This window comes from Pseudomonas sp. Hp2, from assembly GCF_006386585.1.
In the GTDB taxonomy this organism is placed as follows: domain Bacteria; phylum Pseudomonadota; class Gammaproteobacteria; order Xanthomonadales; family Xanthomonadaceae; genus Pseudomonas_S; species Pseudomonas_S boreopolis.
In genome coordinates this window covers 718,629-737,090 of record NZ_VAHJ01000001.1, presented here as the reverse complement: position 1 = coordinate 737,090, position 18,462 = coordinate 718,629, and the positions used below count along the sequence as shown (strand labels likewise).

The window sequence follows — 18,462 nt, the reverse complement described above, 5'->3', positions numbered from 1 at the left end:
GGCCGCCACGCATCCGACCGAGAGGTTCCCATGAGCACCCCCGCCCCGGCCGCCACCAAGAGCCACAAGCTTGGCAGCGCCAACACCGGTTTCTGGCTTGGCCTGCTGATCCTGTCGATGATCGTGTTCGGCGCCAACACCGGCGTTGCGACCTGGCAGGGCAGCCGCCTGGCCGGGGCCAGCACGGGCGCGGCCGACCTGCAGGTGCTCTCGCAGCAGATCGCCAACCAGGGCCGCGAGGCGGTCGGCGGCGACGCCAAGGCGTTCGCCGCGTTCAAGGACACCAAGTCGCGCATCGACAACACCGTCAGCGAGCTGGAAGGCCAATACGGCAACGAGGCCGGCGTGGCTTCGCCGATCCGCCAGCTCAAGGCGACCTGGACGCCGCTCGGCAAGAGTGCCGGACAGGTGATCGCCTCCGAACCGGCCGTGCTGGCGCTGTCCGGCAACGCCGACCGCTTCAGCGCCAGCGTGCCGCAGCTGCAGGCGCAATTGAACGAAGTAGTGCGCGCGATGACGGTCAGCGGGGCGCCGGCCTCGCAGATCTACAACACGCTCCAGCAGGTGGTGGTCGCCGGCACCATGGCGCGGCGCGTGACCGAAATGCGCGCCGGCGGCGCCGGCGCCGCCGCTGCCGGCGACGCGCTGGCGCGCGACGCGGTGGTGTTCGGCCAGATGCTGGACGGCCTGCGCAACGGCAACGAGGAGCTCGGCATCGCCCCGGTGCGCAATGCCGCCGCGCTGTCTGCGCTGGAGCAGTCGCAGGCGCAGTGGACCTCGATGAAGACCGACCTGGACGCGATCCTGGCCAGCTCGCGCAGCCTGTTCGCCGCGCAGTCCTCGGCGGCGGCGCTGACCGCCGGCTCGGGCAAGATGCTCGAAGACAGCAAGAAGCTGTTCGACGCGTTCTCGGCGTTCGGCTCGACCCGCGACACCCGCATCTTCCCGAACTTCTGGCTGAGCGTGGCGTCCGGCCTGCTGCTGGTGCTCTCGCTGGCGATGTTCGTGTGGTCGACGGTGCGCGCGCGTTCGCGCGAGCAGGAAGTCCGCTACCAGACCCAGGTCGAGTTCAACAGCCGCAACCAGCAGGCGATCATGCGCCTGCTGGACGAGATCAGCTCGCTCGGCGAGGGCGACCTGACCGTGAAGGCCTCGGTGACCGAGGACATGACCGGCGCGATCGCCGACGCGATCAACTACGCCGTGGACGAACTGCGCCACCTGGTGACCACGATCAACGACACTTCGGCCAAGGTCGCCGTGTCGGCGCAGGAAACCCAGTCCACCGCGATGCAGCTGGCCGAGGCGGCCGGCCACCAGGCCAACCAGATCACCACCGCGTCCGAGCGCATCAACGAGATCGCCTCGAGCATCGAGCAGGTATCGCGCAACTCCACCGAATCGGCCGAGGTGGCGCAGCGCTCGGTGGTGATCGCCGCCGAAGGCGCCGGCGTGGTGCGCGAGACCATCCAGGGCATGGACCAGATCCGCGACCAGATCCAGGAAACCTCCAAGCGCATCAAGCGGCTGGGCGAGTCCTCGCAGGAGATCGGCTCGATCGTCGAGCTGATCAACGACATTTCCGAGCAGACCAACATCCTCGCGCTCAATGCGGCGGTGCAGGCCGCCTCGGCGGGCGAGGCCGGCCGAGGCTTCGCGGTCGTGGCCGACGAAGTGCAGCGCCTCGCCGAGCGCACCTCCAGCGCGACCCGGCGCATCGAGAGCCTGGTGCAGGCGATCCAGGCCGACACCAACGAGGCGGTCACCTCGATGGAGCAGACCACCTCCGAGGTGGTGTCGGGCGCGCGCCTGGCCGAGGACGCCGGCACCGCGCTGACCGAGATCGAGCGCGTGTCCAACGCGCTGAACAACCTCATCAAGAACATCTCGATCGCCGCCCACCAGCAGGCCGCGGCGGCGACCGACATCACCCAGACCATGAGCGTGATCCGGCAGATCACCGGCCAGACCTCGCAGGGCGCCGGCCAGACCGCCGAATCGATCGGCCGGCTGGCGCAACTGGCATCGGACCTGCGCCGGTCGGTTGCCGACTTCAAGCTGCCGGCATGACCGGCGCCGAGCTGGGGAAGGACACGCAGATGACGTACCGTGACACGCCGATGCAGCACGCGAGCGCCCGCCCGGCGCGCGCGCCGGGGAGCATGCGATGAGCGCGCTGGCCGATGCGATGAACCACGCGGCGCTGGGCTGGGTGAAGCCGGAGCTGGACGAGACCCTGCGCCAGGCGCGGGCCGAGATCGAGGCCTTCGCCGAGGCGCCTTCCGACACCGGCCGCATGCGCTTCTGCGCGGGCTACCTGCACCAGGTGCAGGGCACCTTGCGGATGGTGGAGCTGTACGCCCCGGCGATGGTCGCCGAGGAACTGGAACTGCTCGCCCAGGCCGTGCAGGCCGGCCGGATCGAGGACCGCGACGAGGCCTGCGCGATGCTGATGCGCGGCACGGTGCTGCTGCCGGACTACCTGGAGCGCCTGCAGAACGGCCATCGCGACATCCCGATCGTGCTGCTGCCGCTGCTCAACGAGATCCGCGCCGCGCGCGGCGAACCGGGGTTGAGCGAGAGCGTGCTGTTCGCGTTCAACCCGGACGCCGGCAACGCCACCCCGGCCGAGCTCGAGCATGCCCGCGGCAGCCTGAGCGGGCGCAATCGCGAACTGCTCGACACGGTCGGCAACGCGGTCAAGGAGGAGCTGCTGCGGGTCAAGGACGCCCTGGACCTGCACCTGCGCACCGGCGGCGAGCCGGCCGAACTGCAGGCCCAGGTCGCCGAACTGGGCGCGGTCGCCGACACCCTGGGCATGATGGGGCTCGGCGTGGCCCGCAACGTGGTCGTGCAGCAGCGCGATGCGCTGCGCCGCATCGTCGACGGCCAGCAGGCGATCGACGAAGGCCTGCTGCTCGACATCGCCGGCGCGCTGCTCTACGTGGATGCCTCGCTGGACGACCAGGTTGCCAATCTCGGCGCCTATGCCGAGGGCGGCGACGACGCCGGCGCCAGCGCCAACGCGTCCGAAGTGCGCCGCACCGTGGAGGTGCTGGCGCACGAGGCGATCGCCAATTTCGCCGCCGCGCGCGAGCACTTCGTCGCGTTCATCGAGACCAACTGGGATCACGCGCGCCTGGCCGACGTGCCGGCGTTGCTCGACGAGGTCGGCGGCGCCATGCGCATCCTCGACCTGCCGCAGCCGGCCGACTACCTGGAAGGCGTGCGCCGCTATGTCCAGCACGAGCTGATCGACAAGCGGCGCATCCCGAGCGGGCGCCAGCTCGACACCCTCGCCGACGCGATGGCCAGCCTCGAGTACTACCTGGAGGCGCTGCGCGAGCGCCGCCCCGGGCGCGAAGAGATCCTCGACATCACCCGCAATAGCCTGGAGACCCTGCGCTACTGGCCATTGCCGGTGGCGACGGCGGCGGCCGAGTCGCAATGGCACCCGGCACCGGCAATGGCGATGCCTGCCGTTGCCGCCCAAGCCGAAGCCACGCTGGCGATGGAGGCCTGGACGCTCGCCCCGGCGGAGCCGGAACGCGGTCCGGCCGACGTGGCCGCACCTGGCGATGCGCCTGCCGAGGCGGCGGGCAGCGCGTTCTCCTTCGATCCGGTGGCGGCGGAAGAAGCGCTGCACGGGCTCGATGGCTTGCCGCAGGTGCAGGTCGCGCCGATCGACCTGTCGGTCGACGGCGGCCAGGCCCCCGCGCACTGGCGCAACGATTTCGCCGGGCAGGGCGCGGCACCGTCGGCATTCGATCCGGTGGCGGCCGAATACGTGGAGCACCCGCCGGCCGGGGCGGAAGAGATCCGCTATACCTTCGATGCGGCGGCGCTCGACGACGTCCCGGCGCCGGCCGTGGCGGAGGCGCCGGCGAGGGCCTACGACGCGCTCGCGGAGCTGGCCGCGCCGGAGGCCGCCGCGATCACGCCGCCATTCCTGGCCGAGGTGCCTGTCGATGCGGTGTTCGTCGGCGAGCCGCAAGCCGACGCGGCCGAACCTGACGAGGCCGTGCCCGTACCGGCACCGGCCGATGTCGCCGGCGCGGACGGCGAGGCCGTGCAGCCGCTGGCGATCGAGGAGGACAATCCGTTCGTCGAGCGGAGCGAGGCCGTCCCGGTTCCCGACGCCGAGCCCGCGTCCTCCGCGGCGCAACCGGGCGTGCACGAGGCGGTGATCGGCAAGATCGAACTCGACGAGGCCGCGCGTGCGTTCCTTGCGGAGCTGGATGCGGCCGCGGCCGGGTTCTCGCTCGACGAACCCGAAGCGCCCGAGGAGGCCGAGCCCACGCCGGCCGAACCGGTCGCCGCGGCGCCGCTCGCGGTGCAGGGCGGATTCGAGGACAGCGGCGGCGAGATCGACGACGACATCCGCGAGGTGTTCCTCGAGGAGTTCGACGAGGAACTCGCCAACCTGTCCCAACTGCTGCCGGTCTGGCTCGCCGCGCCCGGCAGCCTGGACAACCTGCGGCCGATCCGGCGCGTGTTCCACACGCTCAAGGGCAGCGGCCGCCTGGTCGGCGCGCGTACCCTCGGCGAGTTCAGCTGGAAGATCGAAGGCATGCTCAACCGCGTGCTCGACGGCACCCGTCCGCCCAGCCCGGCGGTGGTGGCGATGGTCGAGCAGGCCTATGCCGTGTTGCCGCAGCTCAATGCCGCCCTGCGCCACGGCACGCCGGTCCATGCCGACCTGATGGCGATGGAGGCGGTGGCCGACCGCATCGGCGCCGGCGAGGAAACCTTCTACGTCCCGCATGCCGACGCGGACCCCGTCGGACCCGTGCAGGCGGCGGAGGGCACCCCGGCGTCCGTGGACAGCGTGCTGCGCGAGATCCTCGAGGCCGAGGTCGCCACCCACCTGGAAACCGTGCACGCCTGGCTGCAGGCCTCGCAGGTCGAGCCGCAGCCGGCGACCGAGGCGCTGTTGCGCGCGGTGCACACGATGAGCGGCGCGTTCGCGATGACCGACGTGCCCGAGATCACCTCGGTGACCTTGCCGGCGGAAAGCTACGTCAAGCGCGCCCTGGCGGCGGGCGTGACGCCCTCGCACGAAGGCGTGGAGGGCCTCGGCGCGACCGCCTCCGCCATTTCCGCCACCATCGACGCGCTCCAGGCCGAGTCGCCGCGGGTGCCGTCGTTCGCGGCGCTGGCCACGCGCATGCGCGGATTGGCCGACAGCCTGCCCGAGGCGCAGTGGCCGTTGCAGCATTTCGACGAGGAAGCCGAGCTGGAAGCCGAGCCGCCGTCGGTCCCGGAGCAGCCCGGCGAGCTCACCGGCGTGGACGACCTGAGCGCCTACCTCGACGAGTCGGCATTGGCGGCGGCGGAGATCCACGCGCCGTTGCCGGTCGAGCCGGCGGAAAGCGTCGAGCCGGCCGCTTCGCTGCCGGTGGAGCCGCTCGGGTTCCCGTCGGCCGGAGCCGAGGCTTTCCTCGACGCTCCGGAAGCGCCCGCCGAGATCGAAACCGAAGCCGAGACCGACGCCGAAGCCGAAGCGGCAGCCATCGGCGATGCGCCGGCCATGGCCCAGGCGGACGATGGTGCAAGCGACGCCGATCCCGCCGATGCGGATGCATTCGGTGAAGTGGAAGACATCACGCTGGAAGCGCCCGAGTTCGTTGGATCGGAAGAACACGTGGCCGATGTGGCGTTCGATGCGTCGTCGATCGCAGGCGAACCGGCGAACGATGCCGATGGCGGGATCCCGTTCGACCGGGAAACCGCCGCGGCAGCACCGGGAACGGTCATCTACGAAGACCAAGCCCAGGACGAACCGCATGCCGGGCTGCCGGCCGTCGCGGAGTTCGCCGGGCTGTCCGGCGTGGCCATCGAGCACGGCCAGGACGATGCGCCGGCCGATCTGCGGGAGCTGGCCGAAGTGGCCGAGGAAGCCCTCGCCGCCGAAGGCTACGAAGAGGCCAGCGACCTCGACGCGCATGCGGCATTCGACGTCGCCGAGCTGCCCGCGATCGACGCGCCGGCGGACATGCAGGCCGCGGTGGAAGCCGAGGCCGCGACCGCCGAGGCCGACCCGAACGACCTCGGCCCGCTCGACTTCCAGGAGCTGGACAGCGAGCTGGTGGACATCTTCGTCGAGGAAGGCAAGGACCTGCTCGACCATTGCGACAGCCTGCTCGCCGGCCTGCGCGAGACGCCGGACGAGCGCGAGCTCCTGATCGGGCTGCAGCGCGACCTGCACACGCTCAAGGGTGGCGCGCGCATGGCAGGCATCAATGCCATCGGCGACCTCGGCCACGGCATCGAGTCGCTGCTGGAAGCCGTCGCGGCGCAGCGCACCGCGCTGGCGCGCGAGGACGTGGGCCTGCTGGAACGCGGCTTCGACCGGCTGCACCGCCTGCTGGTGCTGACTGGCCAGCATCGCGCGGTGGCGATGCCGGTCGATCTGATCGAGGCATTCGAGGCGCGGACCCAGGGCCGCGGCGAGCCTGCCGTGGAGGCGCCCGTGGCGTTCGCCCGGCCCAGGCCGGCCGCCGAGCTGGTCGAACCGGCGCCGCTGTCCGCGCCGGTGCCGCTCGAGCCGCAGCCCGAGGAAGAACTGCTGCCGCGCGTGCAGCAAGAGCAGGTGCGCGTGCGCGCCGACCTGCTCGACAGCCTGGTCAACCATGCCGGCGAGGTGGCGATCTACCGCTCGCGCCTGGAACAGCAGCTGGGCGCGTTCCGCGGCGCGATGGCCGAACTCGACCGCACCAACGTCCGCCTGCGCGACCAGTTGCGCCGCCTGGACCTGGAGACCGAGGCGCAGATCGTCGCGCGCTACCAGCGCGAGCAGGAGCATGGCGACCGCGACTTCGATCCGCTGGAGCTGGACCGCTTTTCGACCCTGCAGCAGCTCAGCCGCGCGCTGAACGAATCGGCCGCCGACCTGGCCGGCCTGCAGGGCGTGCTCGACGACCTGGCGCGCCAGTACGACAGCCTGCTGCAACAGCAGTCGCGGGTCAGCTCGGAACTGCAGGAAGGCCTGATGCGCGCCCGCATGGTGCCGTTCGACGGCCTGGTGCCGCGCCTGCGCCGCGTGGTGCGGCAGGCCGCCGGCGAAACCGGCAAGCAGGTCCAATTGGTGCTCGACGGCACCCACGGCGAGCTCGACCGCAACGTGCTCGACCGCATGGTCGCGCCGCTGGAGCACATGCTGCGCAACGCGGTCGCGCACGGCCTGGAGGCGCCGCACGCGCGGCGGGCGGCCGGCAAGCCGGAGGAAGGGACCATCACCCTTAGGCTTCGCCGCGAGGGCTCGGAAATCGTGCTGGAAGTGGCCGACGACGGTGCCGGCCTCGACCGCGAGGCGATCCGCCGCCGCGGCGAGCAGCGTGGCCTGGTCGCGCCCGGCGAGGCGCTCGCCGACAGCGAACTGGACGAATTGATCTTCGCCTCCGGCTTCAGCACCTCCGAGCAGGTCAGCCAACTGGCCGGCCGCGGCGTCGGCATGGACGTGGTCCGCAACGAGGTGCGCCAGCTCGGCGGTTCGGTCGACATCCACTCGGTACGCGGCGAGGGCGTCACCTTCACCCTGCGCCTGCCGCAGACGCTGGCGGTCACGCAGGCGGTGTTCGTGCGCATCGGCGAGACCACCTTCGCCGTGCCGGTCGCCTCGGTCAGCGGTATCGGCCGCATCGCCCGCGCGCGCTACGACTCGGGCGAGGGCGGCTACCGCTACGGCGGCGAGGACTACACCCTGTACGACCTGGGCACGCTGGTCGGGCAGGCCGCGGCCACCGCCGACGGCGCCGCGCAGGTGCCGCTGCTGCTGGTGCGCTCGGGCGAACTGCGCGCGGCGGTGGCGATCGACCAGGTGCTCGGCAACCGCGAGATCGTGGTCAAGCCGGTCGGGCTGCAGATCGCCTCGGTGCCGGGCATCTACGGCGCCACCATCACCGGCGACGGCCGCGTGGTCGTCATCCTCGACGTCGCGCCGCTGGTGCGTCGCCATCTCGCCCAGCCGGCGCGCCCGGTGATCGAGGCCCCGGCCGAGGTGCAGCGCATCGCGCCGCTGGTGATGGTGGTGGACGACTCGCTGACCATGCGCAAGGTCACCGGCCGCGTGCTGGAGCGCCACAACCTGGAGGTGGTCACCGCGCGCGACGGCGTGGAAGCGCTGGAAAAGCTCGAAGAGCGCATCCCCGACCTGATGCTGCTGGACATCGAGATGCCGCGCATGGACGGCTACGAGCTGGCCACGGCGATGCGCGCGGACGCGCGCTTCAAGGCCGTGCCGATCGTGATGATCACCTCGCGCAGCGGCGACAAGCACCGCCAGCGTGCGTTCGAGATCGGCGTGCAGCGGTATCTGGGCAAGCCCTACCAGGAGTTGGATCTGATGCGAAACGTGTACGACCTGCTGGGGATCGCCCGTGTCCGCGAGTAATCCCGCAGGTGAAGCCAAGCCGGTTGCGCTGCTCGGGCGCGCCGGTCCCGCGCGCGAGCGCCTGCGCGAGGCGCTCGCGCTGGCCGGCGCGCATGTGGTGCTGGAAGACGAGCCGGCCGCGGTGGATGCGCAGGCCTTGCGCGATGCCGAACCGGTCGCGGTGCTGGTGGCGCTGGAGCCGGCCATCGAGGATGCGCTGGACGCGCTCGAACCGGCGCTGAGCGCGCCCGGGCTGACGGTGATCTTCGACGAGGCCGATCTCGCCGCCAGGCGCGAAGGCTGGGACGCGCAGCGCTGGGCCCGCCACCTGGCGGCCAAGCTGCACGGGCATGGCGACGTGCTGCCGCCCGGCGCGGAAGTCGAACCCGCCTTCCTGCCCGAGCCCGGCCTGCCGGTCACGCCGGCGCAACTGCATTCGCACCACCCGGTGGACGCGCACCTGGAAGCGGCGGCGTTCGAGCTCGACCGCGTGCCGGGCGATGCCCTGTTCGACCCGGTGGACGTGCCGGGCCCAGGCGCCGGCCCTGCCGTGGTCGCGGCCCCCGCGCCCGTGCAGGCGTTGGGCGATTCCAGCACCTGGGGCCTGGTCGACGTGGCCGTGGACGAGACCCCGCGCGTCGCGCGCGATTTCTCCGACCTGGCGACCGGCGACCTGGCCCTGGTCGCGATCGAGGAGGAGGAGTCAGGCTCGCCGGCCGGTGCGGTGCTGGTGATCGCCGGCATCGGCGGGCCGGATGCGATACGCCGCCTGCTGTCCGCGTTGCCTGCCGAGTTCCCGCGCGCCGTCCTGGTGCGGATGGCGTTGAACGGCGGCCAGTACGGCAACCTGGTGCGCCAGATGGGCCGCGTGTCGACGCTGCCGGTCGAACTGGGCGAAGCCGGGTTGCCGATCCGGCCGGGCAAGGTCTACATCCTGTCCGATGGCGTGTCGGTGGCCGAGGCGGAGGGCGGATTGGCGTTCGTCGCCGGGGACGATGCCGCCGCGCTGGTGGCGTCGCTGCCGGCGGCGGACAGTGCCGTGCTGTTGCTCAGCGGCGCCAGCGAAACCCTGGTCGAAAGCGTGCTGGCGGCGGCGCAGGCCGGCGCCTGGGTGGCCGGGCAGTCGGTGGACGGCTGCTACGACCCGGCGGCGGCTTCGCGGCTGGCGCTGCACGGCCGGCCCACGGCCGACCCGTCCCAACTCGCGCAGGCGCTGGCCGAGCGCTGGCCGGCCTGACATCGGAGAGTGCAGTGAGCTACGCCAACAACGACGAAATCCGCGGCGTCCTGATCCAGGCCGGCCAGGAACGCCTGCTGCTGCCGAACGCGACCGTGGCCGAAGTGATGTCGCGCGTGCCGGTCGAGCCGTTGGCCGACGCGCCGCGCTGGCTGGTCGGCCGGATCGCCTGGCACGGCTGGAAGGTGCCGCTGCTGTCGCTGGTGCGTTTCAGCGGCCTCGGCGAGGAGCCGCCGGCGGTCAACAACAAGGTCATCGTGCTGAAGGCGCTGGGCGGGCATTCCTCGCTGCCGTACTTCGCCTTGCTGACCACGTCGTTCCCGCAGCTGATCTCGGTGCCGCGCGACGGCCTGCTGGTCGACGCGTCGGAGGACGCGCTGCCGCAGGGCGTGCACATGCGGGTGCTGCTCGGCGAGCAGAGCGCGTTGCTGCCGGACCTGGAAGCGATCGAGGCGCGCCTCTTGGAACCGTCAGCCGCGTTGTAGATAAACGCGTCGCCACGCGCCAGGGAGGGGGAACGATCAGGCTGTTGCCGTTCCCCCTTCCTGGCGCGTGGCGACGCGTTCGTCATGGCGTCGGCGCCGGGTTTCTCCTGGCGCCCTACAGATCCCCGAACCGCGCCTGCAACGCCGCGATCGCCGCCAGGCCCGCGGTCTCGGTGCGCAGGATGCGCGGCCCGAGTCGCAGCCCCTGGAATCCAACCTGCGCCAGCACCTCGCGGTCGCGCGGCGACCAGCCGCCCTCCGGGCCGATCGCGACCACGACCTGCGCGGTGGCGACCGCCATCGACTTCAACGCGTGTTCGCCCTGCGGGTCGAGCGTCAGCCGCAACGCATCGGCGGGAAGCCGGGCCGCCAGCTGGTTCAGCGCGGCCGGCGGCGCCAGCGACGGCAGCGTCGCCCGCCCGGACTGCTCGCAGGCCGAGACGATCACGCTGTGCCAGTGCGCCATGCGTTTCTCGGCACGGGCGGCGTCGAGCTTGACCTCGGTGCGCTCGGCATTGACCGGGATCACCGCGGCCACGCCCAGCTCGGTGGCCTTCTGCAGGATCAGGTCCATCTTCTCGCCGCGCGCGATGCCCTGCACCAGCGTGATCCGCAGCGGCGACTCGTTCGCCACCGGCTGCGCCGATTCGATCCGCACCCGGGCATCGCGCTTGCCGGCGGCGACGACGACGGCGGCGTAGTCCTGGCCGTCGCCGTTGAAGAGCACGCACGCATCGCCCTCGCGCAGCCGCAGCACGCGCAGCAGGTGGTTGGCGGCGTCTTCCGGCAGCGCGACCTCGCTGCCGGCCTGCAACGGCTGCCCGACATGGCAACGGGTCAGGCGCATGCGGCGGCCTCCTCGATCGCGGCCAGGGTGGTCTCGGCCAGCAGCGCCAGCTGGGACTCGTCGATGCAGTACGGCGGCATCCAGTACAGCACGTCGCCGAGCGGGCGCAGCACCACGCCCCGCTTGAGCGCCGCCCTGTAGGCGCGCAGGCCGACCCGGGCCGAGGCCGGGAACGGCGTGCGCCTGCCGCCGTCGCGCGCCAGTTCGAACGCCAGCACCATGCCGGCCTGGCGCACGTCGGCGACGTGGCGGTGGTCGCGGAACGGCATCGCCAGCTGGCGCATCGTCTCCGCGGTGGCGCGGTTGCGTTCGAGCACCTGGTCCTGCTCGAAGATGTCCAGCGTCGCCAGCGCCGCCGCGCACGCCAGCGGGTTGCCGGTATAGCTGTGCGAATGCAGGAAGGCGCGTTCGCGCGAATCGTCCAGGAAGGCGTCGTACAGCTCCTGCGTGGCCAGCACCGCCGCCAGCGGCAGGAAGCCGCCGGTCAAGCCCTTCGACAGGCACAACAGGTCCGGCACGACCTGGGCCTGCTCGCAGGCGAACATCGTGCCGGTGCGGCCGAAGCCGGTGGCGATCTCGTCGGCGATCAGGAAGGCCCCATGCGCGTCGCACAGCTCGCGCACACGCTTGATGTACACCGGGTCGTGCATGCGCATGCCGCCGGCGCATTGCAGGCGCGGTTCGAGGATCACCGCGCAGATCTCGCCCGGGTGCCGGTCGAACAGGTCGGCCAGCGCATCGGCGGCGTGCAGCGCACGCTCGGCGGCGGACTGTCCCGGCGCGGCCAGGTAGGCGTCGGGCGAGGGGGTGAACAGCGCCTCGGCCAGCAAGGGCGCGTATACGCGGCGGTACAGCGGGATGTCGCCGACCGCCAGCGCGCCGATGGTCTCGCCGTGGTAGCCGTTCTCCAGCGCGACGAAGCGCGTGCGGCGTTCCTCGCCGCGATTGCGGAAGTAGTGGAAGGCCATCTTCAGCGCCACTTCCACGCCCGCCGAGCCGTTGTCGGCATAGAACACCTTGGCCAGCGGCGCGCGCCCGGGCTGCCGCGGCGCGATCGCCAGCAGGCGCTCGGCGAGCTGCACCGCCGGCTCGTGGGTGAAGCCGGCGAGCATCACCTGCTCCAGCTGCGTGGCCTGGCGCGCGATCGCCGCGCCGATGCGCGGCTCGGCGTGGCCGAACAGGTTGGTCCACCAACTGCTGACCGCGTCCAGGTAATGGCGGCCGTCGTGGCCGATCAGCCAGGCGCCGTCGCCGCGCGCGACCGGCACCAGCGGCAGCGTGTCGGGGTGCTCGCGCATCTGCGTGCAAGGGTGCCAGACCACCTCGAGGTCGCGCTGGCGCCAGCGGGCCGACAGCCCTGCGTCGTTGGCGTCTGCTAGCATTCCGGGTTCATGAACATGTTTCTGCATCCGCGCATTCTATCGGCCCTGCCGGCCGCCCATCGTGGCGCGTGGTGGCCATGAGCCGTTCCTTGCCGACCATCCACAAGGTCACCGAGATCGCCGACGGCGGGTTCCGCCGCCAGCAGCTCGATCTCGAGTTTTCCAACGGCGAACGCCGCCTCTACCACCGCCAGGTCAGCCAGGGCCACGGCGCGGTGGTGGTGGTGCCGATGCTGGACAGGGAGACCGTGCTGCTGGTGCGCGAGTACGCCGCCGGCGTGCACCGCTACGAGCTCGGCCTGGTCAAGGGCCGGATCGATGCCGGCGAGACGCCGGAGCAGGCCGCCGACCGCGAGCTGAAGGAAGAGGCCGGCTACGGCGCCCGCGACCTGGTCGTGCTGCGCGCGATGACGCTGGTGCCGACCTACATGACCCACCAGTCGTGGCTGGTGGTGGCGCGCGACCTGTACCCGGAGCGCCTGCCGGGCGACGAGCCGGAGGAACTGGAAGTGGTGCCGTGGAAACTGGCGCGCCTGGACGAGCTGATGCTGCGCGAGGACTTCTCCGAAGGACGTTCGCTGGCCGCGCTTTTCATCGCGCGCGAGTGGCTGGGGCGTCAGGCATGATCCGCCTCACCGCCGACCTGCGCGAGACCGTGATCGCGATCGCCGCCGATGCCGGGGCCGCGATCATGGACGTGTACGCGCGCGACTTCGACGTCGAGACCAAGAGCGACCGCAGCCCCTTGACCGAAGCCGACCTGGCCGCGCACCGCGTCATCGTCCAGGGGCTGGCGCGGCTCACCCCGGAGTTGCCGATCCTCTCGGAGGAATCGGCCGCGGTGCCCTGGGCCGTGCGCCAGCAGTGGACCAGCTACTGGCTGGTCGATCCCCTGGACGGCACCCGCGAGTTCATCAAGCGCAATGGCGAATTCAGCGTCAACATCGCCCTGATCCACATGGGCACGCCGGTGTTCGGCGTGGTGCAGGCGCCGGTGGACGGCCGCGTCTGGCACGCGATGCGCGGCGAGCAGGCGTACCGTCGCGACGGGGCATACGACACCGCGCTGCGCGTGCGCAGTCCCGCGCATGCGCCGCTGCGCGTGGCGGCCAGCCGCTCGCACCGCGACGCCCGCACCGAGGCGGCGCTGGCGCGCATGGGCGAGATCGAACTGGTCGCGCAGGGCTCCTCGCTCAAGTTCTGCCGCATCGCCGAAGGCGAGCTGGACGTGTACCCGCGCTTCGGCCCCACCTCCGAGTGGGATACCGCCGCCGGGCAATGCGTGCTGCTGTCCGCCGGCGGCGCGCTGGTGTCCGCCGCGACCGGCAAGACCTTCCGCTACAACCGCCGCGAGAGCCTGCTCAACGGCGATTTCGTCGCGCTGGGCGATACCGCGCTGCCGTGGCGGGACTGGCTGGCACAGTCATAGGCATCATGTGCCCTTCTCCCTTCGGGGGAGGGCGTGCTGTTTGCGAACCATGGGTTCGCACGCGCCTGGAGGCTTGGCGCGCTGCGCCAGGCCGGGGCGCGAAGCGCGGGGGCCCGAAGAGGCGGACGAGGGTACGAGCGAAGCCTCGCGTTGCTTGGTTGCATGAGGCTTCGCCCGTATCCTCGCCCCAACCCGCACCCTGGCCCCACGCCAGCGGCGCGCGTGCCTTATCGCCCAAGCGGGAGAAGGGCTTGCCAACTGGATTTTCAACGACTATGCGGAGCCACGGCGTGGACCAGCCGAGCAACCCCGGACAGCGCGACATCACCGAACTGCTGCGCATCATGGCGCGGCTGCGCGATCCCGACGGCGGATGCCCGTGGGACCTGGAGCAGACCTTCGCGAGCATCGCGCCCTATACCGTGGAGGAAGCCTACGAGGTCGCCGACGCCATCGACCGCAACGACCTGGCAGGACTGAAGGACGAACTGGGCGACCTGCTGCTGCAGGTCGTGTTCCATGCGCAGATGGCGTCCGAGCAGGGCGCGTTCGGGTTCGGCGACGTGGTCGCTGCGATCTGCGACAAGCTGGTCCGCCGCCATCCGCACGTGTTCGCCCGGACCGAGGTCGAGGACGCCGAGGCGGTCGCCGCCAACTGGGAGTCGATCAAGCGCCAGGAGCGCAAGGACGCCGGGCATGCCGACGACTCCGCGCTGGCCGGCATCTCGCGCGGCCTGCCGGAGTGGATGCGCGCCGCCAAGCTGCAGTCGCGGGCGGCGCGGGTCGGTTTCGACTGGCCCGGCCCGGAGCCGGTCATCGAAAAGCTGCTGGAAGAGATCGGCGAGGTGCGCGAGGAACTCGCGCGCGGGCCGGTCGAGGGCAACCACGCGCGCCTGCAGGACGAGATCGGCGACCTGCTGTTCGTCTGCGCCAATCTCGCCCGCCATGCCAAGGTCGATCCTGGCGCGGCGCTGCGCCACGCCAACCTCAAGTTCGAACGCCGGTTCCGCGCGATGGAGGCGGCGGCCGCCGCGGATGGCACCTCGCTGGCGCAACTGCCGCTCGAAGAGCAGGAGCGCTACTGGTTGCGCGCCAAGTTGGCCGAGCGCGGCATCCCGTGAAGACGCTGCTGCTGTTCGTGCTCACGGCGCTGGCCGAGCTGGTCGGCTGCTACCTGCCGTACCTGTGGCTGCGCAGGCAGGGCAGCGCCTGGCTGCTGGTGCCGGCCGCATTCAGCCTGGCGCTGTTCGTCTGGCTGCTGACATTGCACCCGGCCGCCTCCGGCCGCGTCTATGCCGCCTACGGCGGGGTCTACATCGCCACCGCGCTGCTCTGGCTGTGGTGGGTGGACGCGATCGTGCCGACCCGCTGGGACCTGCTCGGCGCCGGCCTGTGCCTGCTCGGCATGGCCGTCATCATGTTCTCGCCCCGCCCGGCCTGATCGCCAGCGCCCATGGCGGGCGTATGCTGCCGGCGGGAGGGCAGGGCCATGAAGCGATTCCGGAATTTCTCCGAGTTCTATCCGTTCTACCTGAGCGAACACGCCAACCGCACCTCGCGCCGGCTGCATTTCGTCGGCAGCTGCGGGGTGCTGCTGCTGGTGCTGCTCGCCATCGTGCGCGGCCAGCCATGGTGGCTGCTGGCCGCGCTGGCCTGCGGCTACGGCTTCGCCTGGGTGGGGCACTTCTTCTTTGAGAAGAACCGGCCGGCCACGTTCCGGCACCCGTTCTACTCGTTCATGGGCGACTGGACGATGTTCCGCGACATCCTGCTGCGGCGCATCCCGTTCTGACCCCGGGCTTCCGGCATACTGGATCCCGTTCGCGTAACCGAAAAGGAGAAGACGATGTTCTCAAATGGATTCCTGGCGCTGGTGGTGCTGGTCGCCGGCGTGATCGTGCTGTTCAAGACCGTGCGGATGGTGCCCCAGGGCTACGAATGGACGGTGGAGAAGTTCGGGCGCTACACCCACACCATGAGCCCCGGCCTGCACTTCCTGATCCCGATCGTGTACGGCGTCGGGCGCAAGGTGAACATGATGGAGCAGGTGCTGGACGTGCCCAGCCAGGACGTCATTACCAAGGACAACGCGGTGGTGCGCGTGGACGGGGTGGTGTTCTTCCAGGTGCTGGACGCGGCCAAGGCGGCGTACGAAGTGGCCAACCTGGAGGTCGCCACGATCGCGCTGGTGCAGACCAACATCCGCACCGTGATCGGTTCGATGGACCTGGACGAGTCGCTGAGCCAGCGCGAGACCATCAACGCGCAGCTGCTGAGCGTGGTCGACCACGCGACCAACCCGTGGGGGATCAAGGTCACCCGCATCGAGATCCGCGACATCCAGCCGCCGCGCGACCTGGTCGACGCGATGGCGCGGCAGATGAAGGCCGAGCGCGAGAAACGCGCGCAGATCCTCGAGGCGGAGGGATCGCGACAGTCCGAGATCCTGCGCGCCGACGGCGAGAAGCAGGCCGCGGTGCTGGAGGCTGAAGGCCGCAAGGAGGCCGCCTTCCGCGACGCCGAGGCGCGCGAGCGCCTGGCCGAGGCGGAGGCCAAGGCGACCCAGATGGTGTCCGACGCCATCGCCCAGGGCAACGTGCAGGCGATCAACTATTTCGTCGCGCAGAAGTACGTGGAGGCGTTCCGCGAGCTGGCCACCGCGCCCAACCAGAAGTTCGTGCTGATGCCGATGGAGTCCTCCGGCATCATCGGATCCATCGCCGGCATCGCCGACCTGGCCAAGGAAGCGCTGGGCAGGTCGAACGAAGCCGCCTCGCAACGGCCGCCGCAACCGCCTCGTTTCGGGAACTGAGCCATGCGCTGGGACGTGGTGGGATGGGCGGCGGTGGCCTTGCTGCTGTTCGCCGCCGAAGCGATGGCGCCGGGCGCCTTCATGCTGTGGATGGGGCTGGCCGCGGCGGTGGTGTTCGTCGGCGTGCTGCTGGTGCCGGGAACCTCGCTGCTGCTGCAGGTGGTGGCGTTCGTGCTGCTCAGCTTCGTCTCCATCCAGATCTACCGGACCTGGTTCCGCCACCGCGACCGCCCGAGCGATCGGCCCTTGTTGAACCGCCGCGCCGAGCAACTGGTCGGGCGCGTGGTCGTGCTCGACCAGCCGATCCGCGACGGGCAGGGGCGCGCCAAGGTCGACGATGCGTTCTGGGTAGTCGCCGGCCCGGAACTGCCGGCCGGCACTTCGGTCAGGGTCGTCGCCGTGGACGGGATGACGTTGAGGGTGGAGCGGGCCTGAGGCGGGAAGGCCGGGGCCCGGGCATGGGAACTCGGGACTCGGCGAAGCGACAGCCTGCCCCGGATTGAATGCTGTTGCGGGAGGGGCTTCAGTCCCGACGGGCTTTGCCGGCCTACCTGTAGGGACTGGAGTCCCTCCTGCGAAAAGCAAAAAAGCACCGGGTCGCCTGGCGCCGAACCCAGGCAAGGATGCTTGTTCCGAGTCCGAACCCTGGCCTCCCCGGGTCCGACCCCATGGGATAATGCCGGACTTTCCCTTACGGACTCCGGCCATGACCCAGAAGACGGTTCTCAACGACACCCACCGCGCGCTCGGCGCCAAGATGGTCGACTTCGGCGGCTGGGACATGCCCATCCATTACGGGTCGCAGATCGACGAGCACCACCAGGTGCGCCGCGACGCGGGCATGTTCGACGTCAGCCACATGACCGTGGTCGACCTGCATGGCGCGCGCGTGCGCGACTTCCTGTGCCGCCTGCTCGCCAACTCGGTCGACAAGCTCAAGGTGCCGGGCAAGGCGCTCTATAGCTGCATGCTCAATGCGCAGGGCGGGGTGATCGACGACTTGATCGTCTACTACCAGGCCGAGGACTTCTTCCGCCTGGTGGTCAACGCCGCCACCCGCGAGAAGGACCTGGCGTGGATCGGCGAGCAGGCGGCGGCGTTCGGCGTGCAGGTCCAGGAGCGCCCCGACTTCGCCATGATCGCCGTGCAGGGGCCGAACGCGCGCGCCAAGGTGATCGGCCTGCTGGTCGAGGGCGACCGCGCCGCCGCCGAGAAGCTCGGTCGCTTCGCCGCGCTGCAGGCCCGCTCGACCGACGGCGTGCCGCTGTTCGTCGCCCGCACCGGCTACACCGGCGAGGACGGCTTCGAGATCGTCCTGCCGGAAGACAAGGCGGTCGCGTTCTGGAACGCGTTGCTGCAGGCCGGCGTCAAGCCCGCCGGGCTCGGCGCGCGCGACACGCTGCGCCTGGAAGCCGGCATGAATCTCTACGGGCAGGACATGGACGAGCAGGTCTCGCCGTACGAGGCGGCGCTGGCCTGGACGGTCGCGCTGGACGAAGGCCGCGACTTCATCGGCCGCGGCGTGCTGGAGCAGCAGAAGGCCGCCGGCGCTCCGCGCCAGATGGTCGGGCTGGTGATGGACGAGAAGGGCGTGCTGCGCCATGGGCAGAAGGTGCTCACCGCCAACGGCGAGGGCGAGATCCTCTCCGGCACGTTCTCGCCGACCCTGGGCAAGGCGATCGCGTTCGCGCGCATTCCGGCCGGGGAACCGGGCCAGGTGCGGGTCGACATCCGCGGCAAGGAAGTGCCGGTGCGCGTGGTCAAGTTCCCGTTCGTGCGCGATGGCCAGGCGCAGCCCGGCGTGCTCGACTGACGCCGGGCGCACACTTTATTTATATGTGCGCCATCCCCGATGCCGTGGATGCCCGCGCCTGCGCACGGGCGTCCGTCTAAAACGGC

14 protein-coding genes are annotated in these 18,462 nt (G+C 71.0%); 12 read left to right on the top strand and 2 right to left on the bottom strand.

Annotated elements, in window-relative coordinates; translation table 11 throughout:
- The first annotated feature begins 30 nt into the window (after positions 1-30).
- The 4 genes from FD678_RS03075 to FD678_RS03060 all read left to right on the top strand — a co-directional run bounded on the left by FD678_RS03075 (position 31) and on the right by FD678_RS03060 (position 10,093).
- The gene (locus FD678_RS03075) at positions 31-2,070 is read left to right on the top strand and encodes a methyl-accepting chemotaxis protein (RefSeq protein WP_140719138.1); all 2,040 of its coding nucleotides are present in this window, start codon (positions 31-33) and stop codon (positions 2,068-2,070) included.
- A gap of 97 nt (positions 2,071-2,167) precedes the next feature.
- Complete coding sequence (locus FD678_RS03070) at positions 2,168-8,392, top strand: hybrid sensor histidine kinase/response regulator (protein WP_140719136.1); 6,225 nt, start codon at positions 2,168-2,170, stop codon at positions 8,390-8,392.
- The gene (locus FD678_RS03065) at positions 8,379-9,608 is read left to right on the top strand and encodes a chemotaxis protein CheB (RefSeq protein WP_218569461.1); all 1,230 of its coding nucleotides are present in this window, start codon (positions 8,379-8,381) and stop codon (positions 9,606-9,608) included. Before FD678_RS03070 ends, FD678_RS03065 begins: the two co-directional genes overlap by 14 nt.
- A 14-nt stretch (positions 9,609-9,622) precedes the next feature.
- On the top strand, positions 9,623-10,093 hold the full coding sequence (locus tag FD678_RS03060; RefSeq protein WP_140719134.1) for a chemotaxis protein CheW: 471 nt from the start codon (positions 9,623-9,625) through the stop codon (positions 10,091-10,093).
- A gap of 115 nt (positions 10,094-10,208) precedes the next feature.
- Here the strand turns inward: FD678_RS03060 and FD678_RS03055 are convergent, their stop codons facing one another.
- Positions 10,209-10,940, bottom strand: a complete 732-nt coding sequence (locus FD678_RS03055) for a 16S rRNA (uracil(1498)-N(3))-methyltransferase (protein WP_140719132.1) — start codon at positions 10,938-10,940, stop codon at positions 10,209-10,211.
- On the bottom strand, positions 10,931-12,322 hold the full coding sequence (gene bioA, locus FD678_RS03050) for an adenosylmethionine--8-amino-7-oxononanoate transaminase (RefSeq protein ID WP_218569460.1): 1,392 nt from the start codon (positions 12,320-12,322) through the stop codon (positions 10,931-10,933). Before bioA ends, FD678_RS03055 begins: the two co-directional genes overlap by 10 nt.
- Positions 12,323-12,399: 77 nt before the next feature.
- Between bioA and nudE the strand changes: the two genes are divergently transcribed.
- From nudE to gcvT, 8 genes are all read left to right on the top strand, one after another.
- A complete protein-coding gene (gene nudE, locus FD678_RS03045; protein WP_140719128.1) occupies positions 12,400-12,948 on the top strand; it encodes an ADP compounds hydrolase NudE in 549 nt (182 codons plus the stop codon).
- Positions 12,945-13,751: a 3'(2'),5'-bisphosphate nucleotidase CysQ gene (cysQ, locus tag FD678_RS03040; protein WP_140719126.1), complete on the top strand. Its 807-nt coding sequence runs from the start codon at positions 12,945-12,947 to the stop codon at positions 13,749-13,751. Before nudE ends, cysQ begins: the two co-directional genes overlap by 4 nt.
- 290 nt (positions 13,752-14,041) lie before the next feature.
- Positions 14,042-14,872, top strand: coding sequence for a nucleoside triphosphate pyrophosphohydrolase (mazG, locus tag FD678_RS03035; protein ID WP_256661836.1), 831 nt, complete (start codon positions 14,042-14,044; stop codon positions 14,870-14,872).
- The gene (locus FD678_RS03030) at positions 14,869-15,192 is read left to right on the top strand and encodes a YnfA family protein (RefSeq protein WP_140719122.1); all 324 of its coding nucleotides are present in this window, start codon (positions 14,869-14,871) and stop codon (positions 15,190-15,192) included. The genes mazG and FD678_RS03030 overlap by 4 nt, the downstream gene beginning before the upstream one ends.
- 48 nt (positions 15,193-15,240) lie before the next feature.
- Complete coding sequence (locus tag FD678_RS03025; protein ID WP_140719120.1) at positions 15,241-15,543, top strand: DUF962 domain-containing protein; 303 nt, start codon at positions 15,241-15,243, stop codon at positions 15,541-15,543.
- A 54-nt stretch (positions 15,544-15,597) separates the two neighbouring features.
- On the top strand, positions 15,598-16,563 hold the full coding sequence (locus FD678_RS03020) for an SPFH domain-containing protein (protein ID WP_140719118.1): 966 nt from the start codon (positions 15,598-15,600) through the stop codon (positions 16,561-16,563).
- Positions 16,564-16,566: 3 nt separating this feature from the next.
- Positions 16,567-16,998, top strand: coding sequence for an NfeD family protein (locus FD678_RS03015; RefSeq protein WP_140719116.1), 432 nt, complete (start codon positions 16,567-16,569; stop codon positions 16,996-16,998).
- Positions 16,999-17,269: 271 nt separating this feature from the next.
- Entirely contained in the window at positions 17,270-18,376 is a 1,107-nt protein-coding gene (gcvT, locus tag FD678_RS03010) for a glycine cleavage system aminomethyltransferase GcvT (protein WP_140719114.1), read from the top strand.
- The last annotated feature ends 86 nt before the right edge of the window (positions 18,377-18,462 follow it).